The sequence below is a fragment of the Streptosporangium sp. NPDC001681 genome (assembly GCF_040298085.1).
Classification (GTDB): Bacteria; Actinomycetota; Actinomycetes; order Streptosporangiales; family Streptosporangiaceae; genus Streptosporangium.
The window spans coordinates 1-22,147 of record NZ_JBEOZN010000041.1; the positions used below are offsets into that span (position 1 = coordinate 1).

At 70.1% G+C, this 22,147-nt stretch carries 26 protein-coding genes; 12 read left to right on the top strand and 14 right to left on the bottom strand.

Features of this window, described 5'->3' with window-relative positions; translation table 11 throughout:
- The 5 genes from ABT130_RS19940 to ABT130_RS19960 all read right to left on the bottom strand — a co-directional run.
- On the bottom strand, positions 1-1,212 hold a 1,212-nt coding region (locus ABT130_RS19940; RefSeq protein ID WP_350957161.1), incomplete at its 3' end, for a ricin-type beta-trefoil lectin domain protein.
- 608 nt (positions 1,213-1,820) lie between these two features.
- The gene (locus ABT130_RS19945; RefSeq protein WP_350957163.1) at positions 1,821-4,196 is read right to left on the bottom strand and encodes a Tex family protein; all 2,376 of its coding nucleotides are present in this window, start codon (positions 4,194-4,196) and stop codon (positions 1,821-1,823) included.
- Positions 4,197-4,538: 342 nt separating this feature from the next.
- Entirely contained in the window at positions 4,539-5,048 is a 510-nt protein-coding gene (locus tag ABT130_RS19950; RefSeq protein WP_350957165.1) for a cellulose binding domain-containing protein, read from the bottom strand.
- Positions 5,049-5,158: 110 nt separating this feature from the next.
- Positions 5,159-6,187, bottom strand: a complete 1,029-nt coding sequence (locus ABT130_RS19955) for a lytic polysaccharide monooxygenase auxiliary activity family 9 protein (RefSeq protein ID WP_350957167.1) — start codon at positions 6,185-6,187, stop codon at positions 5,159-5,161.
- Between the two features lie 361 nt (positions 6,188-6,548).
- Positions 6,549-7,031: a GNAT family N-acetyltransferase gene (locus ABT130_RS19960; protein WP_350957169.1), complete on the bottom strand. Its 483-nt coding sequence runs from the start codon at positions 7,029-7,031 to the stop codon at positions 6,549-6,551.
- A 246-nt stretch (positions 7,032-7,277) separates the two neighbouring features.
- Between ABT130_RS19960 and ABT130_RS19965 the strand changes: the two genes are divergently transcribed.
- Positions 7,278-7,496, top strand: coding sequence for an EF-hand domain-containing protein (locus tag ABT130_RS19965; RefSeq protein WP_350921277.1), 219 nt, complete (start codon positions 7,278-7,280; stop codon positions 7,494-7,496).
- Between the two features lie 110 nt (positions 7,497-7,606).
- Here the strand turns inward: ABT130_RS19965 and ABT130_RS19970 are convergent, their stop codons facing one another.
- A complete protein-coding gene (locus ABT130_RS19970; RefSeq protein WP_350957171.1) occupies positions 7,607-7,975 on the bottom strand; it encodes an STAS domain-containing protein in 369 nt (122 codons plus the stop codon).
- Positions 7,976-8,182: 207 nt separating this feature from the next.
- On the opposite strand from ABT130_RS19970, the gene ABT130_RS19975 reads away from it, so the two are divergent.
- Positions 8,183-9,295, top strand: a complete 1,113-nt coding sequence (locus ABT130_RS19975; protein ID WP_350957173.1) for an acetate/propionate family kinase — start codon at positions 8,183-8,185, stop codon at positions 9,293-9,295.
- Positions 9,296-9,442: 147 nt separating this feature from the next.
- On the opposite strand, the gene ABT130_RS19980 is transcribed toward ABT130_RS19975, so the two are convergent.
- Positions 9,443-9,835, bottom strand: a complete 393-nt coding sequence (locus ABT130_RS19980) for an isoamylase early set domain-containing protein (RefSeq protein ID WP_350921284.1) — start codon at positions 9,833-9,835, stop codon at positions 9,443-9,445.
- Between the two features lie 303 nt (positions 9,836-10,138).
- Between ABT130_RS19980 and ABT130_RS19985 the strand changes: the two genes are divergently transcribed.
- On the top strand, positions 10,139-10,759 hold the full coding sequence (locus ABT130_RS19985) for a nucleoside/nucleotide kinase family protein (protein ID WP_350957282.1): 621 nt from the start codon (positions 10,139-10,141) through the stop codon (positions 10,757-10,759).
- 214 nt (positions 10,760-10,973) lie between these two features.
- On the opposite strand, the gene ABT130_RS19990 is transcribed toward ABT130_RS19985, so the two are convergent.
- Together ABT130_RS19990 and ABT130_RS19995 are read right to left on the bottom strand one after the other, a co-directional pair.
- Positions 10,974-11,246 (bottom strand): hypothetical protein, encoded by a 273-nt coding sequence (locus ABT130_RS19990; protein WP_350957175.1) that lies wholly within the window; start codon positions 11,244-11,246, stop codon positions 10,974-10,976.
- Between the two features lie 126 nt (positions 11,247-11,372).
- On the bottom strand, positions 11,373-11,585 hold the full coding sequence (locus ABT130_RS19995; RefSeq protein WP_350957177.1) for a hypothetical protein: 213 nt from the start codon (positions 11,583-11,585) through the stop codon (positions 11,373-11,375).
- Between the two features lie 125 nt (positions 11,586-11,710).
- On the opposite strand from ABT130_RS19995, the gene ABT130_RS20000 reads away from it, so the two are divergent.
- Complete coding sequence (locus ABT130_RS20000; RefSeq protein WP_350957179.1) at positions 11,711-12,373, top strand: hypothetical protein; 663 nt, start codon at positions 11,711-11,713, stop codon at positions 12,371-12,373.
- Between the two features lie 175 nt (positions 12,374-12,548).
- Here ABT130_RS20000 and ABT130_RS20005 read toward each other — a convergent pair whose 3' ends face one another.
- Positions 12,549-13,100 (bottom strand): PepSY domain-containing protein, encoded by a 552-nt coding sequence (locus ABT130_RS20005; protein ID WP_350957181.1) that lies wholly within the window; start codon positions 13,098-13,100, stop codon positions 12,549-12,551.
- A gap of 315 nt (positions 13,101-13,415) precedes the next feature.
- On the opposite strand from ABT130_RS20005, the gene ABT130_RS20010 reads away from it, so the two are divergent.
- The 3 genes from ABT130_RS20010 (at position 13,416) to ABT130_RS20020 (ending at position 16,116) form a co-directional block, all read left to right on the top strand.
- On the top strand, positions 13,416-14,087 hold the full coding sequence (locus ABT130_RS20010) for a DUF6907 domain-containing protein (RefSeq protein WP_350957183.1): 672 nt from the start codon (positions 13,416-13,418) through the stop codon (positions 14,085-14,087).
- 148 nt (positions 14,088-14,235) lie between these two features.
- Positions 14,236-15,150 carry a Sco1979 family transcriptional regulator gene (locus ABT130_RS20015; protein ID WP_350957185.1) on the top strand — a complete coding sequence of 305 codons (915 nt, stop codon included), beginning with the start codon at positions 14,236-14,238 and terminating at the stop codon, positions 15,148-15,150.
- Positions 15,151-15,303: 153 nt separating this feature from the next.
- The gene (locus ABT130_RS20020) at positions 15,304-16,116 is read left to right on the top strand and encodes an SAM-dependent methyltransferase (RefSeq protein ID WP_350957186.1); all 813 of its coding nucleotides are present in this window, start codon (positions 15,304-15,306) and stop codon (positions 16,114-16,116) included.
- 86 nt (positions 16,117-16,202) lie between these two features.
- Here the strand turns inward: ABT130_RS20020 and ABT130_RS20025 are convergent, their stop codons facing one another.
- A complete protein-coding gene (locus ABT130_RS20025; protein ID WP_350957187.1) occupies positions 16,203-16,397 on the bottom strand; it encodes a hypothetical protein in 195 nt (64 codons plus the stop codon).
- 118 nt (positions 16,398-16,515) lie between these two features.
- Here ABT130_RS20025 and ABT130_RS20030 point away from each other — a divergent pair, with 118 nt between their 5' ends.
- Together ABT130_RS20030 and ABT130_RS20035 are read left to right on the top strand one after the other, a co-directional pair.
- Entirely contained in the window at positions 16,516-16,665 is a 150-nt protein-coding gene (locus tag ABT130_RS20030; RefSeq protein WP_451935303.1) for an FAD-dependent monooxygenase, read from the top strand.
- Positions 16,666-16,779: 114 nt separating this feature from the next.
- Complete coding sequence (locus ABT130_RS20035; protein ID WP_350957188.1) at positions 16,780-17,475, top strand: alpha/beta fold hydrolase; 696 nt, start codon at positions 16,780-16,782, stop codon at positions 17,473-17,475.
- Here the strand turns inward: ABT130_RS20035 and ABT130_RS20040 are convergent.
- Positions 17,429-18,061 (bottom strand): helix-turn-helix domain-containing protein, encoded by a 633-nt coding sequence (locus ABT130_RS20040; protein ID WP_350957189.1) that lies wholly within the window; start codon positions 18,059-18,061, stop codon positions 17,429-17,431. The two genes, ABT130_RS20035 and ABT130_RS20040, sit on opposite strands and share 47 nt — an antisense overlap.
- A 179-nt stretch (positions 18,062-18,240) precedes the next feature.
- On the opposite strand from ABT130_RS20040, the gene ABT130_RS20045 reads away from it, so the two are divergent.
- From ABT130_RS20045 to ABT130_RS20055, 3 genes are all read left to right on the top strand, one after another.
- Positions 18,241-19,047, top strand: a complete 807-nt coding sequence (locus tag ABT130_RS20045; protein WP_350957191.1) for a class II aldolase/adducin family protein — start codon at positions 18,241-18,243, stop codon at positions 19,045-19,047.
- 107 nt (positions 19,048-19,154) lie between these two features.
- Positions 19,155-19,616 (top strand): hypothetical protein, encoded by a 462-nt coding sequence (locus tag ABT130_RS20050; RefSeq protein ID WP_350957193.1) that lies wholly within the window; start codon positions 19,155-19,157, stop codon positions 19,614-19,616.
- A 164-nt stretch (positions 19,617-19,780) separates the two neighbouring features.
- Positions 19,781-20,005, top strand: a complete 225-nt coding sequence (locus tag ABT130_RS20055; RefSeq protein WP_350921311.1) for a hypothetical protein — start codon at positions 19,781-19,783, stop codon at positions 20,003-20,005.
- Here the strand turns inward: ABT130_RS20055 and ABT130_RS20060 are convergent.
- Both ABT130_RS20060 and ABT130_RS20065 read right to left on the bottom strand, forming a co-directional pair.
- Positions 19,980-21,197 (bottom strand): helix-turn-helix domain-containing protein, encoded by a 1,218-nt coding sequence (locus ABT130_RS20060; RefSeq protein ID WP_350957195.1) that lies wholly within the window; start codon positions 21,195-21,197, stop codon positions 19,980-19,982. The two genes, ABT130_RS20055 and ABT130_RS20060, sit on opposite strands and share 26 nt — an antisense overlap.
- Positions 21,184-22,077, bottom strand: a complete 894-nt coding sequence (locus ABT130_RS20065) for a hypothetical protein (protein ID WP_350957196.1) — start codon at positions 22,075-22,077, stop codon at positions 21,184-21,186. Before ABT130_RS20065 ends, ABT130_RS20060 begins: the two co-directional genes overlap by 14 nt.
- Positions 22,078-22,147: the final 70 nt, after the last annotated feature.

Genomic DNA, 22,147 nt, shown 5'->3' on the forward strand with positions numbered 1-22,147 from the left:
CAGGCCGTTCATGCCGGAGATGCCCATCCGGGCGTACGCCTGCGCGTCGGTCCAGCCGTTGGCCGCCTTCAGCGCGTTCTTCAGGCCCTCGGAGGAACTGACCGTGGCGTTGTAGATGTTCGAGGCGCCGAAGTTGAACGGCATGATCGTGTAGTTGTCGATCGGCACGGCCAGCGCCTTGGCCTGGTTGATCAGGCGGATACCGGCCGCGCTCGGGCCGCCGGTCCCGGTGCCGAAGGTGACGGCGATCTTGACGTTGGGGTTGTTCTGCTTGACGATCTTCAGGCCGTTGAGGATGCGGTCCTGGACGGTGTAGTTCTCGAACTCATCGCTGTTCTCGATGTCGAAGTCGACGACCGCCGGGCCGACCGCGTTGATGACCTGCTGCACCGCTCCCGCGTAGGCGGCCGGGGTGGAGCAGTTCGGGCCGAGCTTGTTGCCCGACCAGCCGCCGAAGGAGACCTGGACGCTGCCGCCCGCGGCCTTGATCTGGTTGATCGCGGTCTGGTCGGCGCCGCCGGTCAGCGGCCTGGAGCCGTCCCAGCGCGGGGTGCAGCCGCCGCCGGACAGGATGAACGCCATGGTGAAGGACTTCACGCCGGTGGCACTCATGACCGTCGCGGGGTTCGGCGGGTTGCCCCAGCCCATGTAGAGGTACGGAGCTCCGGCCATCTTGCCCGGGGGAGTCGTGGGAGGGGGACCGCCGTCGCTCGGGGCGGTCCACTTCTGGTTGGCGTTGCCGCTGCACTCCCAGATCTGCAGGCGGGTGCCGTTGGCGCTGGACTGACCGGTGGCGTCCAGGCACTTGTTGGCGGCGGGGTTCACCAGGTCGTTCGCGGCGCTGTAGACCCACTGCTGGGCCGCGGTGCCGTTGCAGTCGTAGAGCTGGATCTGCGTTCCGTTGGCGGTGCCGGCGGCGGTGACGTCCAGGCACTTGCCCAGCGCCCTGATGGTGCCGTCGCCGTTACGGGTCCACTGCTGGGCGGCGGTGCCGTTGCAGTCGTAGAGCTGGATCGCGGTGCCGTTGGCGCTGCTGGCGCCGGCGACGTCGACGCACTTGCCGCCGATGCCGGTGATCTGCCCGGTGGCGGCGGCGGCCGGTGACGCGACCGTCACACCGGCGAGGGCGAGGGCGACGACGGTGAGCATCCCGCCGAGGGTGGTCGGGAGCGGCGTGCGACGGCGCCGGGGAGGCGACTGTCTGGCGGCCATACGCGGATTTCCTTCCGTCTTGGGGGGCGTGCGGGGGGCCGGACATGACGAGCGTGCTTTTGCGAATGGCCGTACGCGACCCGGTGGGCCTGACGTGTGGCGGCGCGCCGCTCGGCGTGCCCTGAGGTCCTGCCGCGACGGATACGGCAGGGGGAGGCGAGATCTTGCCCGGAAGGGGAGCGGTCGGCGCGCCTCGCATCCGCCAACGCCCCGCGTTGGAGAGAGCGAGTCATGGGGGGTCCCTTCAAGGCAAGGTCTCGCTTGCCCGGGACCTTAGGTCAGACTTCGTTCTCCAGTCAATACAAGAGGTAAAAAAAGCCGCACAGTCCGGCTCGCCCGCCCGTGCGAAACGCTGTGATCTGTGCGGAGGCGCGAGACGGCGACCTGCGGATGGGACCGTTCCAGGGGGTGGTCCCTGTCAGAGGGGTCCGTCAGAACGCCAGCGATCCGCTGACGGCGCGCGCGGGGATCGTGCGGCGTCGGCGGCCCGTTCGCGGAGGCCACCGGGCCTGTCCCCGTCGTGGTTCCGTGCGGCACCGGCGGCCTCCTGCCCGGAAGCCGCCGGCGCCGAGGGTTTCTCACCCGCCGTCCGGATCATCCGGTACGGATCAGGGGCGACCGCCGGAGCCGTCGAGCCCGGCGCGGCGCAGGGCGTCGGCCATCGCGCCGCTCGGCGCGTTACGCTGCCGGCCCCCGCGGTCCTGCCGCTGCCGGTCGCCGCGTCCTTGCCCGCCGCCTTGCCCGCCGCCTTGCCTGCCGCCGTCGCCTTGGCGCTGACCGCCACCGCCCTGCTGGTCGCGCTGGTCGCGCGGTCCTCGCGGGCCGGACGGCTTGACGTCGTCGTCCAGGCGCAGGGTGAGCGAGATGCGCTTGCGGGGGATGTCGACGTCGAGCACCTTCACCCTGACGATGTCACCGGGCTTGACCACCTCGCGCGGGTCCTTGACGAAGTTGTGCGACAGCGCCGACACGTGCACCAGGCCGTCCTGGTGCACGCCGACGTCGACGAAGGCGCCGAAGGCCGCCACGTTGGTGACCACGCCCTCCAGCAGCATGCCGGGGGTGAGGTCGGAGAGCTTCTCCACGCCCTCCTTGAAGGTCGCCGTCTTGAAGGCCGGGCGCGGGTCACGGCCCGGCTTCTCCAACTCGGAGAGGATGTCGGTGACGGTCGGCAGCCCGAAGGTGTCGTCCACGAACTCCGCCGGGCGCAGGGCCCGCAGCACCGTACCGTTGCCGATCAGGGTGGTGATGTCACCGCCGGTGCTCTGCAGGATGCGCCGCACCACCGGGTAGGACTCCGGGTGCACGCTGGAGGTGTCGAGCGGGTCGTCGCCGCCGCGGATGCGCAGGAAGCCCGCGCACTGCTCGAAGGCCTTCGGGCCGAGCCTGGCCACGTCCTTCAGCGCCTTGCGGGAACGGAACGGGCCGTTGGCGTCGCGATGCTGGACGATGTTCTCGGCGAGCCCGGAGCCGATGCCCGACACCCGGGTGAGCAGCGGTGCCGAGGCGGTGTTGACGTCGACGCCGACCGCGTTCACGCAGTCCTCCACCACCGCGTCGAGGGAGCGGGAGAGCTTGGTCTCGGCGAGGTCGTGCTGGTACTGGCCGACGCCGATCGACTTGGGGTCGATCTTGACCAGTTCGGCCAGCGGGTCCTGGAGTCGCCGGGCGATCGACACGGCGCCGCGCAGCGACACGTCCATGCCGGGCAGCTCCTGCGAGGCGAACGCCGAGGCGGAGTAGACCGAGGCCCCGGCCTCCGACACCACGACCTTGGTCAGCCCGGGGACCAGCTTCACCAGCTCGCCCGCGAGCTTGTCGGTCTCGCGCGAGGCGGTGCCGTTGCCGATGGAGACGAGTTCCACGCCGTACTTCTTCGCCAGCGCGGCGAGGGTGGCCAGCGACTGGTCCCACTGGCGGCGCGGTTCGTGGGGGTAGATCGTGTCGGTGGCCAGCACCTTGCCGGTCGCGTCAACCACCGCGACCTTCACGCCGGTGCGCAGCCCCGGGTCCAGCCCCATGGTCGCGCGGCTCCCCGCGGGCGCGGCGAGCAGCAGGTCGCGCAGGTTCGCGGCGAACACCCGGACCGCCTCCTCCTCGGCGGCCTGCCACATGCGCGTCCGCAGGTCGATGCCGAGGTGGACGAGGATGCGGGTGCGCCAGGCCCAGCGGACCGTGTCGGCCAGCCACGCGTCGGCGGGCCTGCCCCGGTCGGCGATGCCGAAGCGGTGCGCGACGCGGCCCTCGTAGGTGCCGGTGGGCTCCGGCTCCGGCTCCAGGGTGAGGGTGAGGACCTCCTCCTTCTCCCCCCGGAACATCGCCAGGATCCGGTGCGAGGGCAGCTTGGTGAACGGCTCGGCGAAGTCGAAGTAGTCGGAGAACTTGGCGCCCTCCGCCTCCTTGCCCTCGCGGACCGCGGCGACCAGGCGCCCCTTCGTCCACATCCGCTCGCGCAGCTCGCCGACCAGGTCGGCGTCCTCGCCGAACCGCTCGACCAGGATCGCGCGGGCACCGTCAAGCGCGGCGGCGGCGTCGGCCACCCCCTCGCCGACGAACGCCTCCGCCGCGGCCCGCGGGTCGACCGACGGGTCCGCCAGCAGGCCGTCGGCGAGCGGTTCGAGCCCCGCCTCCCTGGCGATCTGCGCCTTGGTCCGCCGCTTGGGCTTGTAGGGAAGGTAGATGTCCTCCAGGCGGGCCTTGGAATCGGCCGCCATGATCTGTGCCCGCAGGGCGTCGTCGAGCTTGCCCTGGCCTTCGATCGATTCCAGGATCGCGGTGCGCCGCTCCTCCAGCTCTCGCAGATAGCGCAGCCTCTCCTCCAGAGTGCGCAGCTGCGTGTCGTCGAGCATCTCGGTGGCTTCCTTGCGGTAGCGGGCGATGAACGGCACGGTGGCGCCGCCGTCGAGCAGGTCCACCGCCGCCTGCACCTGTCGCTCGCGCACACCCAGCTCTTCGGCGATCCGCTGATGAATAGACGTGGTCACGATCTCTCTTCCTTCTTGATGGCGGTCCCAAGCTACCGCCTCACCTCCCCGGCGGGTCGGAGAGCCGGAGGCGGGAATCACGCGGGAGCCGGAAAAGAACCGCGCACCACGTCGGTGTCCAGCCGCGCGCGGAGCTCCAGGGTGAGGTCACACGGACCCCCGGCACACCGCGGTGCCGGTGCCGCTGAGGTGGAGCCCGCCGCCGGTGATCCGCGCACCGCCGCCCAGCGCGAGGGGCATGGCGAGGGAGCCGATCGCCACCGGTTCGAGGACCGGGTGGGGACGCTCGCGGACGCGTTCGGCCTCAGCCGACCGGGAACGGGCGCCCGCCTCGGGGTGCCGCTAACCGCAGGTGATCTCGGTGAAGGTCGGGGGGGTGGCGGCGGCTCCCACGAAGCCGATGTCGGTGGCGGTCGCTCCCGGCCGCAGCGGCGGCCTGTCGCCCAAGGCGTGGATCATCGCGACGGGGCCGCTCTGCATGTGGGTGCCGTTCCACGCCTGGGTGAGGGTCGCCCCCTGCGGCAGCATCCACTGGATGTACCAGCCGCCCAGCGGCTGCTCACCGTCGTTGGTGATCGTCGCGGCGCCTCGGTAGCCGCCGGGCCACGACTCCACCAGGGTGACCGTCGCCCGGCACTTCGCCGCGGCCGGGAGCGCGGCCGGGGTGTCTCGCTGGACGGCCGGGGAAGGCGGTGGCGCCGAGGTGGTCTGAGGGGGGAGCGGGGAGGGGAGGTGCGCCGCGGTGTGCCCGCCCTCCGGTGCCCGGCCTGCGCAGGCCACCGCGATCAGGGCCACCGCCGCGCCGAGCGAGACGAGACCCAGCAGTTGCGCGATCTTCGTGGTGGGCGGCACGGGAATCCCTTCCGCGAGGACACGGGCCCGGTACGGACACGGCGGGGTGAGACGGGGAAACGCGCGTGGTCCCGCCGGCGCCCGTCGGGCACCGGCGGGACCACGTCCCGTTATGGGCTGGTACAGGTGACGGTCGGGGAGCCGCTGGTGCCCGAGGCGGTGAACCCGAAGGTGGTCGAGCCTCCGGCCGCTATCGTCCGGTTCCAGTCGGCGTTCTTGGCCGTGACCGCGGACCCCGATGTGGTGTACGTGCCGTTCCACAGGCTGTTTATGGCACTGCCGCTGCCGAGCGTCCACTTCGCGGTCCAGCCGTTGATGGCGGCGGAACCCGGGTTGCTCACGGTCACCTCGGCCTGGAAGCCGCCCGACCAGGAGTTGATGGTCTTGTAGGAGGCGGTGCACGACCCGCCGGGGCCGGGCGTCGGCGTCACGGTCGGCGTCACGGTCGGTGTCGGGCTGGGGGTCGGGTTGGTGCCCGGCCGACCCACGCCGGTCACCTCGCCGTTGCCACCGTCGAAGACCACGTCGGAGCAGTTGTAGAACGTCTCGGCCGAGTCGGAGCGCTTCCACACCGAGTAGATGATGTGGCGGCCCGTCTTGTTCGAGGGCAGCGTGGCGTTCCAGTAGTAGTGGGCGTCGTTGGTACCCGGTGAGCCGACGCTCTGCGGGTGGTCGGCCGTGTGGAAGGGCGTGCTCTCCAGGTCACCCCAGGTCAGTGCCCGGTTGGGGTTCCAGCCGTCCTTGGTGATGTAGAGGTAGAACCAGCCGGGGTGGGCGGCCCACTTGTTGTACTTGAACTGGATCGACGCGCCCGAGGTCAGGTGCGTCACCGGCCAGTCGGCGCTCGGCAGGTCGTACCCGCTGTAGCCGGGGTTGCCGCCGCTGCACGCCTGACCGTCCGGGATGAACCCCTGGGTCCGCCCGGCACCGTCGGACCGCAGCACGCTGAACCAGTTGTAGAGCGAGTTGGCTCCGCTCTGGGCCACCGCCGCCGAGCAGGCCGGGTTGATGGGGACGATGTTCCCCTGCGGGGAGAGGCCGTCCTGCCAGCAGAAAAAGGTCCGGCTGCCAGGCGTCATCATGGCGCCGTGCGCCGAGGCCGACTGGGGAATGAGGACGACGGCGAGCAGTGCGGTCATTAATGTGGCCACACTGGCGACAGCCATACTTCGCCATTTACTCACAGAATTACCCTCCCTTTCGAGGGATGACGAGTAGTTGATCAATGGCGGTGAGGCGCCCACGCGAGACGGACTCTAGGTCGTCGGTCCAGGGGTGTAAATGGACTGCCTTTCCCGAGGTCCGATGACAGGCTGTCGCAGCAGGTCGGAGGGGTGGAGGGCGGTTTTGCGAGATGAAAGGTTCACGGCCTGAGCGTGTTCCGGTGAGGTTTTCGCGCGAGGGCTTCCGGATGGTGCGGGGAATGCCATGCGGAAAACGCCAAGACCGGCCGGAACGGTGTTCCGGCCGGTCTTGGCGGCGAGGACGGACCCGGTGTGACTACTGCTTTCTCTCCGTCGCGGCGAGCTTCTCGAGCGCGGGGCCCGCGAGCCGGTACCTGTCCCACTCGTCCTGTGGTTCCGCGCCGAGCGACCGGTAGAAGTCGATGGCGGGGGCGTTCCAGTCGAGCACCGACCACTCGAACCGGTCGTAGCCGCGCTCCACGCAGATGCGGGCCAGTTCGGTGAGCAGTTCCCTGCCGTACCCGCCACGCCGGTGCTCGGGACGGACGAAGAGATCTTCGAGGTAGACCCCGTGCGTGCCGGTCCAGGTCGAGTAGGAGACGAACCAGATCGCGAACCCCGTGGCGCTGTCCCCGTCGGTGGCCATGTGGCAGAACACGCTGGGGGAGGAGCCGAAGAGCGCCTCACGGAGCAGGTCCGGGGTGTTCTTGACCTGATCCGGAGCCTTCTCGTACTCCGCGAGGCCGTGGATCATGTCGATGATCGTCGGAATGTCATCCGGTGTTGCGGGGCGAATCATGCTCGCAGTCTACTGACGATCAAAGGCGGGCGTTACCCGGAGGCTGCCTGTCGCCGCAGGTCAGAGGTGTAGTCGCGGGTCACGTCGGGCTCTCGGGTGCGGTAGGCGCGGGGTACGGGGACCGCGCCAGCAAAGCGGATTTTTAGTAATAAAACATGACATACATCGCGGTGTAGCTGTGCGGGTGGCTCCTCCCGTAAGTTGGCTGCTGATCGAAGTGCGGGTCGTTGAGAGAGGCGGGTCACCATGTCGACAGAGCCCACGGGGGAGCGGTTGGCGGAACTCAGGCAGGCGTTCGCGGCCATCGACGCCGACGGTGACGGATTCATCACGGAGGCGGAGTTCAGCGGGCACTTCCCCGACCTGCCCGCGGAGGCCATCGGGTCGCTGAACCGGGACGGCGACTCCGACGGCGACGGCCGCTTCTCGTTCGAGGAGTTCGTCCGCCTGGTCTCCCGCGGCTGATCCGCCCGCCCGCTCTCCTCGGGGAGCGGGCGCGTCCGGCAGCCATGTCCGTGTCCGCGGTCCGGCTCACGATCCCGCCGCGGGGCCGATCGCCGGAGGGCCGCCGGGAATCAACGTGAGGCGGTGACGCTCTCACCGGAGAGTTCACGCACCGACTCCTCGACCGTGGAGGCGATGGGAAACGCGTCTCGCAGTTTGGTCAGATCGAGCAGGCGGGCGAGGAATCCGTGCACGCCGACGAGGCGCAGCCAGCCCTTGCGCTCGTAGGCGCGCCGCAGGCTCGTCAGCAGCACCCAGATGCCCGTGGAATCGCAGAATTCCAGCTCCGTCGTGTCGACGACCAGGCAGACATGGCCCCGCCTCATGAACTCCGCGAGCCTCTCCTCCAGCAGGGGAGCCGATGATTTGTCCAGATCGCCGATCAGGGTCACTACGGAGAACTGCGGACGCGCGTCCACGGTGACGGAAAGCCGAGTCATATCGCCCCGCTGTCTACGGCAGTTGGAGACAGCGCCCTGTCGGGAGCCGTGCAAGGACTGGTGCCATCAGCACCACCGTACGCCCGTGGCTTGTGACAGTTCAACGGGTGACCGTGAACCGCCGGATGTCGGGACGGCGCCCGACACGAAGCGGACCCGCTCGGGGAAACGCCGTTTGCCCGTTCCGCCTCCGGGCAGGCCCGGAAAATGGGAACCACAGGCCTGGCAGTGCTCACGGTCAACGCGGGATCATCGAGCCTCCAGCTTCACCTCGTCCGCGACGGCGAGGTCCTGCGCACCGAGCACAGCGAGCGGAGTCCCGATCCCGGGTCGGCGGAGCGGACGATCGGGGACTTCATCGCCGACGTCCCGGACGGCGGCCTCGCCGCGGTCGGCCACCGGCTGGTACACGGCGGTGAGGCCGTACGGAAGCCGACGGTCGTCGATGACGACGTGCTGGACGCGGTAAGAGAGTACGCGGACCTTGCCCCGCTGCATGTGCCGCCCGCGCTCGCACTCGTCGAGGCCGCCCGGCGCCGGCTGCCCGGCCTCCCGCACGTGCTCTGCCCCGACACCGCCTTCCACGCCGGGCTTCCGGACCGCGCCGTCACCTACGCGCTGCCCGCGCGGTGGAGGAGCCGGTACGGCCTGCGCCGCTACGGCTTCCACGGTCTGTCCTACGCCTGGGCGCTGGGGCGGGCCGCGGAACTGCTTGACCGGCCCGTTCGCGCACTCCAGGTCGTCCTGACCCATCTCGGCGGAGGCTCCTCGGTGTGCGCGGTCCGCGAGGGCCGCAGCATGGACACCTCGATGGGGTTCACCCCGCTGGAGGGGGTGCCGATGAGCACGCGTTCGGGGAGCGTCGACCCCGGCATGCTGCTCTGGCTGCTGTCCGGTTCCCGGCTCACGCTCGACGAGCTGCGCGACGGCCTGGAACACCGGTCGGGACTGCTCGGACTCTCGGACGGGGAGTCGGGCGACACCCGGGAACTGGTCGCCTCCGGCGCCCCCGCCGCGGCCCTGGCCCTGGAGGTGTTCGCGTACCGGGTGAGCCGGGAGATCGCCGCGGCCGCGACGAGCCTGGACCGGCTGGACGCGCTCGTCTTCACCGGGGAGATCGGCTGGGATCAGCCGGAGGTCCGCGAAGCCGTCTGCCGCGGGCTCGCGCTGCTCGGGATCGAGCCGCCCGTCCGCACCGACCTCGACGTCGACGGGATGGTCAGCGCACCCGGCGTACCCGTGCCCGTGCTGGGGATCCGTCCGAGAGAGGAGCTTCAACTCGCCCGCGACACCCTCGGTGTGCTCGGCGGCCATCAGTGAGAACCCGGTCACCGTCCGCGGGCGGGGCAGCCTGCCTTTTCACGCCCTCACGGGGACGGGAAGGGGCAGGTTGCCCCGATGATCGCGGAGACGGCGCAACGGCATGTCCCGCGAACGGGACTCCGTTCCATGCGTGGTTGCCAGACCTTACGAGGCGGATACCGAGTTCGTGACCGGCGGCCCCGCCGTGAGCGTCTGCCGCATCGGCTTGCCGACGCTGGGCGCCGAGGTGATTCCCTCCGGCGCTTCCTGGACGTCCACCGGGTTGATCCGGCCGCCGTGCTCGTCGTGGTGATCGGCGTCGGCGTCGTCGAACCACACGCCGCCGTCCGCGAGATAGCGGAAACGGATGGGCTGCCGTGCGGGGACGGTCAGGCTCACCTGGTAGGTGCCGTTCTCCTTGCGTTGCATGGGGTGGGCGTAGGGGTCCCAGCCGTTGAAGTCGCCGACCAGTGAAACCCCTCCCCTGGCCGGGCCCTCCGCTATGGTGAAAGTCAGCTTGACCTGGCCGTTCTTGGTCGGCTTACCGCGCTTGATCACTGAAATCCTCCTGACATCACTGTCTCCGTGCGTAACGTGCCGTGATCTCGGTTGCGGAAAGACGTGAAGATCACGCCAACTACCGGGTCGCGCCGACAGGGACGTGACGCGACCGGGAGGCCGACGCTCAGTCACGGCCGAACCGTCGATCCCATATGGATCGTTACCGCCCGTAGCGGCGGGACAACCCGGGCAGACCGACTTTTGATCGGCATCACGTCCGACCTTGACCCGGGCATGGTGGTCGGCCGATCCACGGTCGGAGACAGGTCGGGTGTCGGCCAGGATGGTGGAGTGGACATAATGCCGATCTCCCCGTCGTCACTGGTGGAGGAAGTAGCGGACCGGGTGGACGCGGAGCCCCGCGACTCCTGGGTGCGCGTCGCGCTCGACGGAGCGCCGGCGGCGCGGCCCGGGGATCTCGCCGACGCGCTGGTTGACCCGCTCCGGCTCCGCGGCCGGGAGGTGCTCCGTGTCCTCTCCGCCGACTTCCTGCGCCCGGCCTCGCTCCGTTTCGAGTACGGCAGGACCGATCCTGACTCCTTCTACACCGACTGGTTCGACTACAAAGGGCTGGTCCGCGAGGTTCTGGGGCCGCTCGCTCCCGGCCGGTCGGGGAAGGTGCTGCCCACGCTGTGGGACAGCACGATCGATCGGGCCACCCGCGCACCCTACGTCACCGTCCCCCCAGGTGGGGTGCTGCTGCTGGCCGGTCCGCTGCTGCTGGGCAGGGGGCTGCCGTTCGACCTGACCGTGCACCTGAGGCTCTCGCCGGGCGCGCTCGCCCGGCGCACCCCGGACGAGGAGCGCTGGACGTTGCCCGCCTACGCGCGCTACGAGGCGGAGGTCGCGCCGGCGCGGGTCGCCGACATGGTCGTCCGCGTCGACGACCCGAGACATCCGGCCCTGGTCACAGCGCCGTGACCCGTCTTCCGGCGGGCGGAGCGGGAATGCGGGCCGGGCACGAAGGCGGGGTGCGTCCCGGTGGACACGCCCCGCCTTCGATCATCCAACGGCACGGTCAGGTGGCGCCTCGCCGCGTTGCCGTCGGTCACCGCGGCCCGCCGCGGCTCCCTCCTCCGCCTCGCGAGGCACCACCTGACCGATCCTCGCCAGAGCAGGATCCGCGAGACAGGACCTAGACACCCGCACGCGAGGGCATTCTGCCCTCGGCGTACGTGCCGTGGAGCATCTCCTGCTCCGTCGGCCGCATTTCGTCGCGGGCCTCCTCCATGCGCAGCGCGATCCCCATCCCGAAGAAGGTGGGTGCCCACTCACCGATGAAGATCCCCCACCGGTCCGCCCGGTCGATGCCTGCCTTCTCCGCCGAATTCGATGCCAGCCACGCCGCGAAGGACAGGCCGACCGAGGCGATTCCGGCGATGTACATCGCGTTGGACTTCACGCCCATTTTGTGAAGCGTACTGATCATTTCATCCCCCTGATGGTGGTTCGCTGTTATGGTTACCCTGGGAAATCATAGATAACCGAATGTAACGAACCGCAGGTAGGGGCCTCTTGGTGCCGGTGGTCCCGTTCACTCCTTGCCGAGGCGCTTGAGGAGGTCTTCGCGCCTGGCGTCGAGCTCGCTGACGAGGATCTCCTGCTCGTCGGCCTGGTTGATCATCATTGATCGTTCGACGGGGTCGGTGGGGCCGAGCTCTCCGACCTGCCTGCGCATCTCGGCGACCTCGTTACGCAGTCTCTCCAGATCCTCTTCGACCTGCCGCAGTTCTTCCTGAAGGCTCATCTGCTGTCCATACCCCTGCTTTCGGCCTCGACTCCCGGCCGTGGCCGTCTCGCCGTGCCCGCCGATCCGGCCTCGCACCCGCCCGGTGACGGGAACCTGACCGGCCCGGCCGGTGTACCTCCCGCATGAGACGAACCCTTATCCTCCTGGCGTTCATCGTCCCCCTGCTGGCCCTGGCCGCACCGGCGCGGGCCGGAGGCTGGGCGATCACCGTGATGGACCCGGTTCCCGCGAAGACGGACCCGGACACGACGTACACGCTCGGCTTCTGGCTGCTCCAGCACGGCACCCACCCGTACCTGGGCGAAGACCTGGGCGAGGTCGCGCTGAAGTTCACCGACGGGAAGAAAAGCCTCAAGTTTGTCGGAGTGAAGTTGAAGGAGCCCGCCCACTACGCCACCGCGATCTCGCTGCCCGAGGGAACGTGGGAGGTGGAGGCCATCCAGGGCTGGTTCGCGCCCTACCGGATCGGCACCCTCACCGTGCCGGGAGGGCTGGAGATCGCCCCGATTCCCAGTGAGTTCAGGCAGTCGATCGCCGCCCAGCCGCCGCAGGAGCACTGGGGGGCGATCCGGCCGCCGGCCGTCCCCCTGGGCGATGCCGCCTCCAGCGCTTCCGCCACGCCCGTCGCCACCCCGGCGGCGGCGCCCGCGGGGGGTGCACCCGGCGATGTGACCACCGTGGCGGTCGTGGAGGGCGGCTCCTGGTGGCGGCCCTCGTACCTGGTCGCGGGGCTCCTGGGGGTCACCGCCCTCGCGGCGCTGGCCTACCGGGTGCGGCGGCGCTGACGGCCGCGTCCTCCGCGGCCGTTCTCACGGGCAGGGGGTACGTCCGGGAAGGTGTCGCCGAGGAGGTCGTGCGGGGTGCCGGGGACCGCGCCCCGCGGTCCGGGGAGGAGTAGCCGGTTCGGCAGGGGAACCCGTGGCACAGGGGCGCCACGGGCTCCTCACGCCGGTCAGGTGGTCAGTCATCGTCCCGGTCGTGGTGGTCGTCCCGGTCGTCGTGGTGATCCCGGTTGCCGTGGTCGTCCCGGTCTTCGTGGTCGTCCCTGTCGTCCCTGTCATCCCGGTTGCCGTGGTCGTCCCTGCCGTTGGTGGCGTTGTCGTCGGAGGCGCTGTCGTCGGCGTCGTCGTCCACGGCCTCCCGGTCCTGCTCCAGGATCGCGCCGGTGGCGGCGTCGACGTCGAAGTCGTGCTCGACATCGCCTTCGCGGAGCTCGACCTCCCAGTTGGCGGGAGTCTCGTCGCCGTCGAACTCGACCTTGACGAGCTTGGCGCCGGGCACCTTCTCCTGAGCGATCCTGACGGCCTCGTCCCGCGAGATCTCGGCCGCCGCCTCGCCGGGCGCGGGGGTGCTCTCGGCGTCGGGCGTCGGATTCACCGGCGCGGGAGTCGTCGCCGTGCCGCTGGGGGCCGGGGTGGGCGTCGTGGTTCCGGCGGAGGCGACCGCGCCACCTCCGGCGATGACGGCGAGGAGTCCGGTGGCGGCGATGGTGAGTTTCGTAGTGTTTCGCATGTCCCCGAGCTTGCCGGGTGCCCCATTAGCGCCACGCTGCGCCAACCCTAAAAGCAGGTTAAGGTCCGCCGGCCGGTTCAGCGGATGGTTTCGCCCGCCGAGAGGGAGAGCAGGCCGAGTTCCTCGCGGGCCGGTAGGTCGTGCCGATCACCCGGGCCGGGCTGAACCCGGCGCGCCGGCCCTGCGTACCTGTGGGTGAAAGCGACCTCGAAACCGATCGGCACGAGCACGGACCCGAGCGGCGGTCCCCGGCTCGTGGCCGGGCGCGATCCGCCGTCGCGCCCGCACGCGGATCTCCACGCTGGAAGGATCGGGATGGACGACCTCACTGCCTCTGTCGGGACTTCTCGCTCCCACATCGAGACTCCGTGCCCTCCATGGTGCGAGCGTGCGCACTCCACCACCTACGTCACCCACGCGGCCGACATCGCCGAGGTGCACAACCCCGACGGGTCCACGGTGACGGTCACGCTCTCCCAGCACCTCCAGCCCGGGTACGTGGGGGAGCAGGTCGTGCGCGTCTACACCCGTCTCGGCGAGGAGACCGGCATCACCGACCTGTCGCCCGGCTCGGCCGAGGCCGTCGGGCGCTCGATCGTCGCCTTCTCCCCCGACGAGGCCGTGCGCGCGTACGGGCTGGCCCTGCAACGGGCCGCCGCGCACCTGCTGCTCGGTGGGCTGGAGGTGCCCCGGGACGGCGAGACGGGTCGCGTCCCCGCCGAGTCGCCCTCGCAGGAGAAGCTGTTCCGGATCGCGTTCCTGTCCGGCTACCTCAACGTGACGAAGGCGCCGGGACCGTTGAACGGGGGAGTGGTCGAGCGCCGCCTCAGCCGGGTGCTGTCGCCGAGGGAGACGAGCGAGCTGTGCGACATCGTGCGCGGCATGCTGTCCCGCCGTACCGCGGCCGGCCGGGGTGTCCCGCACGACGACACCTGCGACCTCGCCTCGGGCCGGTGGCCTCGGCGAGGTTTCGGGCACGGGTGCTGAGTCGGAAAATGAGCTGTTATGAAAGATTTGTCGATGTATGCACACGCGATTGCAAGTGCGTGCGCAAGTACGTGCCAAGCGGGACTGTGAGATTCGCACCGTATATGTGAAACTGTGGCACCGTAGGAAGGTGCGACAGGGAGCCGATATGGCCGGACAGACCGCCGAGGACGGCGGCGCGCAGAGCGGTGTTCTCACCTACGCGGGGGGTGGCGGCCCCACCATCCTGCGCATTCTCCTCGGTGCCCAGCTGCGGAGGCTGCGCGTCGCCAAGAACATCACCCGCGAGCAGGCCGGCTATGCCATTCGCGCCTCCCACGCCAAGATCAGCCGGCTGGAGCTCGGGCGAGTCGGTTTCAAGGAACGCGATGTCGCGGATCTGCTGACGATGTACGGGGTGACCGATACCGAGGAAAGGGCCCCGCTGCTGACACTGGCCCGTCAGGCCAACGCGCCCGGCTGGTGGCACAAGTACGGCGACCTGCTCCCGAACTGGTTCGAGGTCTACGTCGGGCTCGAAGAGGCTGCCTCGACGGTCCGGACCTACGAGGTGCAGTTCATCCCCGGCCTCCTGCAGAGCCCCGAATACGCGCGGGCCGTCATCATGCTCGTGCACGGCGGCGCCTCGGCGAGCGAGGTCGACCGCCGGGTCTCGCTCCGTATGGCCCGTCAGCAGCGGCTGACCAGGCCGGGCGCTCCGACGCTCTGGGCGGTGATGGACGAGGCCGTGCTGCGGCGGCCCATCGGCGGGCCCCAGGTGCTGCGCGCCCAGATAGACCACCTGCTCGAAGCCGTCGAGCTGCCCAACGTCAAGCTGCAGATCATGCCGTTCGACCGGGGCGGCCACGCCGCGGCGGGCGGTCCGTTCTCCATCCTGCGCTTCCCCGAGCGGGACCTGCCCGACGTGGTCTACATGGAGCAGCTCACCAGCGCCCTCTATCTGGACAAGCTCGACGAGACCGACCACTACATGCAGGTCATGGACCGCCTGTGCATCCAGGCGTACTCCCTCGCCGAGAGCCGGAGGTTCCTGGAGGACCTTCGCGAGGAGCTCTCGGGCTGATCCGGGAGGGCCGTTCGCCGGTGGGTTCCGGGGGGATGCGCTGCCCGAGAGTTTGGGGCCGTCCTAATTGTCGATCAGATGATATGTCGTTTCATGATCTGAAATGCTCGCTGCTCGTCTAGCATGCCGGGAAAGAGTGGTGAAGGCGAGGATATGACTGAGCGCGAGCAGGCCCCAGCGGGAATCGACCCCACGGTCCCGAGTGTGGCCCGTATGTACGACTACTACCTGGGAGGCAAGGACAACTTCGCCTCCGACCGGGCGGCCGGTGACAGGATCGTGGAGCTTGTCCCCAACGTGAAGGACGTGGCGCGTTCAAACCGCGCCTTCCTCGGGCGCACCGTGCGGCATCTCGCCGCCGCGGGGGTCCGCCAGTTCATCGACATCGGCACCGGCCTGCCGACGCAGGAGAACGTGCACCAGGTCGTCCTGCGCGAGGCGCCCGACTCCCGGATCGTCTACGTCGACAACGATCCCATCGTGCTCGTGCACGCCCGCGCGCTGCTCGCCGACAACCCGCAGACCACCGTGATCTCCGGGGACCTGCGGGAGCCGGATGCGATCCTGGACCACCCCGAGGTCCGCGAGCGCATCGACTTCGACCAGCCGGTCGCCGTCCTCATGGTCTCCATCCTGCACTTCGTCGCGGATGACAAGGAGGCCGCCGACATCGCCACCTCCTTCGGGCGGCGGCTGGCCTCGGGCAGCCACGTGGTGATCTCCCACGTCACCTCCGGCGACCTCAGCGAGGAGCAGGTCCGCCAGGGCCGTGGTGTCTACGGCACGACCACCGCGGGCGGTGTCTTCCCCCGCACCCTCACCCAGATCCGCGAACTGTTCGACGGGCTGGAGATCCTCGAACCCGGTCTGGTGCCCGTCTACGACTGGCGGCCCGACCCCAGCGACGTCGTCATCCCGCCGGGAGCCGGCGCCATCACGGTGGGCGCCGTCGGCCGGGTTCCCTGACCGGCGCACCGTACCGTCCCGCTCCCGCGCGGGTCGCCATGCTCCTCATCCGGGAGCGGTGGTCCTTCGCGCGGGGGCGCGGCCCGTCAGGACGGCCGCAGAGACCTGACGATCAGGTCGAGGCCGAAGTCGTGGCGCTCCTCGAACGTGCCGTCCGAGAGGTGGCCGAACACCCGCGTCAGAGCTGGATGCGTGTTCGGGGAGATCGCTCCGCTCAACGCGTTTCCGATGGGTTCGGGCGCGCCCTGCTCCTCCTGGGCCAGGCCCAGCGTGAAGTACACGATGATCCAGCACGCTCACGCGGCGTCGCGCTCGGACAACCCGCCCTCCAGCAGGCAGGCGATCATCGCCTCGGCCACGCGCAGGGTGTGCTCCTCGGTCGAGTAGGTACCCGCCACGATCCGATTCGGCAACGCCACCCGGCAGGCGGCCGAGTACCGCAGGGGGCGCGTCCCGCTCGCCGGAGACGCCGAGCACATGCACTTCCCCACCGGCGGGGTGGGTCTCAACGTGGGCCTCCAGGAGGTCATCGCCGCGCTCCCGACATGATGCCTTTCAGGCAATTTCTATTGCCTGAAAGGTTGACGTCCCGAAGAGCGTTCGGTGATGCTGTGCATCACGGTGACCGGCGTCATAGCTGGGCGCGGAAGGAGGGTACGCACCATGGCGACATTCGTGCTCGTACACGGTTCCTGGGGTGGTGGCTGGATCTGGGGGCGGGTGCGCCCGGCGCTGGAGGCGGCCGGGCACCGCGTGCTCGCACCCAGCCTCACCGGCCTCGGAGACCGTCACCATCTGGCGGGGCCCGAGGTGGGCCTGGGTACCCACGTCCAGGACATCGCCCGGCTGCTGGAGTGGGAGGACGTCGGCGACGCCGTGCTGGTCGGGCACAGTTACGGCGGGATGGTGGTCACCGGCGTGAGTGCGGTCACCGACCGGATCGCCCAGGTCGTCTATGTCGACGCGTTCGCGCCGTGGAGTGGCCAGTCCGCCTTCGACATGCTGCCCTGGCTACGTGAGATGCTCGTGCCGTCGGACGGGGTGCCGCCGTGGGCGGTCGCGCCGATAAACTTCGCGGCGCTGGGCGTGTCCGATCCGGCCGATCAGCGGTGGCTCGCGGCCAAGGCGACCCCGCAGTCGCTGCTGACGCACGAGGAGCCCGTCGGGCCCGGCAGCGAGAAGGTGCTCTCCTCGGTTCCGGTCACCTACCTTCACTGCGCGGGCCAGCCGCTGTTCGACGGCATCGCCGCCGGGGCGGCCCAGCGGGGTTTCCGGTTGGTCACCCTCGACGGCTGCGGTCACATGGTGATGGTCACAGATCCCGGGCGGCTGACCGCCGAGTTGCTGTCACTGGTGTAGCGGCCCGGCGTGAGGGCGGCGTCGGGTGGTGCGCGGGAGTGGTCGCCGAGGTCGACACGATCAGCACGGTGGCCGTGCCCTCGCCGTCGTTGGCCAGGCTGTGCGTGCGTCCGGAGTCGAAGTGGACGGCGTCGCCCTCGTTCAGGGTGATGGGCTCGCCGTCCAGGGCGAGCCGGGCGCTGCCCGACAGCACGTGCAACCACTCCTCGCCCGAGTGCCGGGCGTCTTTCGAGTGCCTGCCGGGGGGAATCTCCACGCGCAGCACGGATACGGTCGAGTGCGGGCCGCTGAGCACGGTGTACAGCCCGTCCGGACCGCGGTGTACCGTCGCGTCGGCGGAACGCAGCAGATAGTAGCCGTCGCCGCCGCGCTCCTCGACCAGTTCGCCGACCGATACGCCATAGACCCTGGCCAGCTGTAGCAGGGTGCCGATGGAGGGCTGGCGTTCCCCCTTCTCCAGACGCGACAGGTACGGAGCGGACAGCCCGGTCTGCTCGGCGAGCGCGTTCAGTGTGATGCCGCGCAGCGAGCGCAGCTCTCTCAACCGCTGGGCGACCAGCAGGTCGATGTCGGACCCGTTCTCCATGACGCGCACGTTACACGCCTCAGAGGCAACCGGCCGTTGCTCAACGGGCAACCTCCCACCTGGACCTTCGGGTGCGAGGGCGCACTTCTATTTGCCTCCAAGGCAACTTATATTGCCTTTTAGGTTGATTGCGTCGCGGGGTGGCGTACTCCGGGCGTACGACACGAAGGGCAGGACCGATGAAGACCAGTGCCGAGAGCCGTGACGCCGGTGCGCGAGCCGCCGAGGAGCTCGACCTTCCCCCGCTGGCGGAGGGGGCCGGGTCGATCGCCGAGGAACGGCTGCACCGCAAGCGGCAGCTGGCGGCCGCCTTCCGGATCTTCGCCAGATACGGCTACGACGAGGGCATCGCGGGTCACATCACGGCGCGCGACCCCGAGTTTCCCGACCGGTTCTGGGTCAACCCGTACGCGGTGCACTTCTCCCGGATCCGGGTGAGCGATCTGCTGCTGCTCGACGAGCGCGGCCACGTCGTCGAAGGGAGCCGCCGTACCAACAAGGCCGCGTTCTGGATCCACTCCTCCGTGCACCATGCCCGCCAGGACGTGATGGCCGTGGCCCACGCGCACACGATTCACGGCCGCGCTTTCGCCGCGATGGGCAGGCAGCTCGATCCGATCATCCAGGAGGCGTGCGCGTTCTACGACGACCACGTGCTCTTCGACGAGTACAAGGGGCTGGTGCTGGAGAAGGCGGAGGGCCGGCGCATCGCCGCCCGGCTCGGTGACCGGCGGGCGGCGATCCTGCGCCACCACGGCCTGCTCACCGTGGGCCGCTCCGTCGAGGAGGCCGTCTGGTGGTTCATCGCCATGGAACGCGCCTGCCAGATGCAGTTGCTGGCCGACGCGGCCGGGCGTCCCCGGATCATGACCGACGAGGAGGCCGTGCTGGCACACCGCCAGTTCGGCAATGCCAACATGGCCCGGCACAACTTCCGGCTCCTCGCCGACCTGGTCTTCGAGCAGGAGCCCGATGTCCTCGACTGACGGCGAGGACGTGGCCGGGTGCCTCCTTGCCGTGCCTGGCCCGTCGGCTGACCTCCAGGATGCGGGCGGGCGGTGAACTTATCGGGGTGGACAGGCGTATCTCCAGGATGTTGACACATTCGTGCCAGTCCGGTGTCGCCAGGAACGCCCGCGTGATCGCCGCGGCGATCCTCGCCCTGTCGTTCTCCCTCGCCTGCAGCGCGGACCGGCCCGCGGGAGCCCCCGTCGCCGCGGCGGGCAACGCGGTCCCCGCGGGGCCACCGCCCACGGTCGAGCAGCTCGCCGAGAAGGTCGGCTGCAAGGTCAGGATCCAGGTCGACGCGGTCGACATCCGTACCGGAGCCTGTAGGACCCCCGTCGGCCGGTTCTTCATCAGCACCTTCGTCACCCAGCACGGCAAGGACCAGTGGATGGACCAGGCGCCGGAGTACAACCCCCATCTCGTCGGGGAGTTGTGGACCGTGCTCGGCGCCAGGCAGGTCCTGGACGAGCTGCGCGAGACGCTCGGAGGCGACCTGCACCTGACCGACCACCGGGTGAGCCCCACCCCCACACCGCCCGCCGGGTGACGGCCGGGGCTCGGCCCGTGCCAGGAATGCCCGCCTGGCACGGGCCGAGGCCGCCGTACCGCCCGGATACCGGGTGCGTCAGCCATCCGGAAGGGCGAACTTTATCCCTGAATGAAATGGATACGGCATTGCCTGCGGATTCGTCGATCCGTAGCATCCGTCACATGTCCATCACGCGTGAGTTCGCCTATGCCTCGTCCTCGCGTCCCGCTGACGGCGAGTGCGTGTGGTACCGCTCCAAGGGTGACGTCTACGACCTGATCCGTACGGGCAGCGACGGGGACTTCCGGTATCACGCCTTCCACGCCCGCGACGGCCGCTATCTCCAGGCGTTCGCCTCCTGGCAGGACGGCATGGAATGGATCAGGGAGCGCGTCGAGGACGAGTAGGGCCGCCTGCCGCGGACGCGTCGGGTACGAGGCGCAACGCCGGGCGCTGGTCGGGCAGGTCGAGCAGCTCACGCACCCGGGAGACCGGCCAGGCCAGCTGGGCGGCGAGCCGCTCCATGGTGAGGCCGGTCTCGCCGACGGCCAGGTCGAAGGCCTGGCGCAGCAGCACGGGCCGCTCGCCGGGGTAGCCGCTGATCGGCTCGGCGGCGAAGCCCGGCTGGTCGCGGAGCGTCTTGAGCCGCTGGTAGGCGCGGCTCGCCGCCGAGTCGGAGATCAGCCCGACCTCGCGGCAGCGGTACAGCAGGGAGTCGACGGACACGCCCCAGGTGCGCTTGAGCTCGACCAGCCTGCGCAGGTCGAGGCGGCCGGGCAGCTCGGGCAGGATGCTGTCGCGCGGGGTGAGGAACTCGGCGGCGAAGACGTCGGCCTCGCGCTCCTGCTGGGTGTCTCCCGAGGCCGTGTCACCGTGCAGCACCAGATGGCCCAGCTCGTGGGCGGCGGTGAAGCGGTAGCGGTGGATGTCGTCGAACCGGTTGGCGGTCAGCACCACGATCGGGCGCGGCAGCTGGGAGGTGGAGAAGGCGTCCACCGTGGTGGCGTCCTCGTCCGGCGGAGGGAGGACCACGACGATCCCCTGCGCCTCCATGTGCCGGACGACGTGCGACAGCGGGCCGGTGCCCAGCCGCCAGAGCCGCCGCAGGGCGCGGGCGGCCTGGACCGGGTCGCGGGGCAACTCGACACCGGAGTGGACCTCGCCGCCGGAGAAACCGGGAAGGGCCACGTCCGGCAGCCTGACCTGCTTCTCCAGCGCGTGGGCCAGCTCCCAGACCTGCTCGACGAAGGCCGCGGCCTTGGCGCGCTGGTGGGCACGGGTGGAGCGCAGGCTCCTGAAGTGCGCCATGGACCCGTCCAGCTTGCCGTGCGGGCGGCCGAGCAGGAAGAACGCCGGTGGCACGCCGAGCACGTCGGCCAGGCGGGGCACGAGCTCGGGGCGTGGACGGGTCATGCCCGTCTCGTACTGCCCCACCGCCGCGGGGGTGACGCCGATCCGCTCGGCCAGGTCCTTCTTCGTCATCCCCGCCAGCTGCCGCGCCTGGGTCAGCCGCGCCTGGTCGAACGCGTCGGTGACGGCCTGCGGGCTCGGGCCGCCCTCGGCGACGCCGGACAGGGGGGTCTGGTTACGGTTGCTCATTGTCGCCGGTGACCGCGGTTTCCTCTGGTGCCTCACTGCCTACGGGGAAGATCTTGCCATTCTTCCGCTCGGCTGAAGACCGCGTGCTCAGCGCGAGGTCGGGCAGGAGACCGCCGTCGAAACGCGACGCGGCACCGGGCTCCGTCGCCCACAGGCCGCTGAGGGGACCTGTGGAGGCGGCCGGCAGCGGGATCGGCTCGTGGTGCAGCCAGCGGATCCTGCCGAACTCGTCGACGAGCTCCGCCTCGCCCCAGTAGAGCCGCAGCAGGCCGGCCTGCGCGTTGCCCGCGTAGGCGACCGGGACCAGCCGGGTCTCGTCGGGCAGCCCGGTGAGCGCGGGGCGGACCGTGGCCGGACCGTCCGCCCCCGCGGACAGGTCCAGCTCCTCCTGGGCACTTCCCCCGTCGAGCGCCAGGTCCAGTTCCTCCTGGCGGTAGGAGGTCGCCGGGCCGAACCGGTCGAACAGCTCGCGGACCAGTGAGGAGATGCGGCCGTCGCTGATCCGGGCCTCGGAGATCGGCGTGCGGTCGTCCTCGGCGTAGCGGAACGGCAGCAGCAGGTTTCCGCCGAGCACCACCAGGTGGTGCGCCGAGCCATGCGGCCTGACCAGCCGGAAGCCCGGCTCGTCACGCAGTCCCTCGGCGAGCGCCTCGTAGCGCCTGGCCATCATGGTGAAGCCGTAGGTGTACCGCTTGTCGCTGTGTGCGGAGCTCTGCGCGTCCTGCGCGTTGCCCATCGCCTCAAGCAGCGAGGCGGCCAGCTGCCGCCGTACGACCTCGGCACGCTCGCCGAACCGTTCCCTCGCCCAGCTTGACCCCGCCTGGCCCGGCTTCACCTGTGCCACCCCGGCCTGGTCCGGCGACGACGACCCTCTGCCCATCGGCGACCTCCGCTCACGCTTCGCCCGGTGTCAGACGATCGCCGCCGACACTTCATTTCCGTGCATCGTA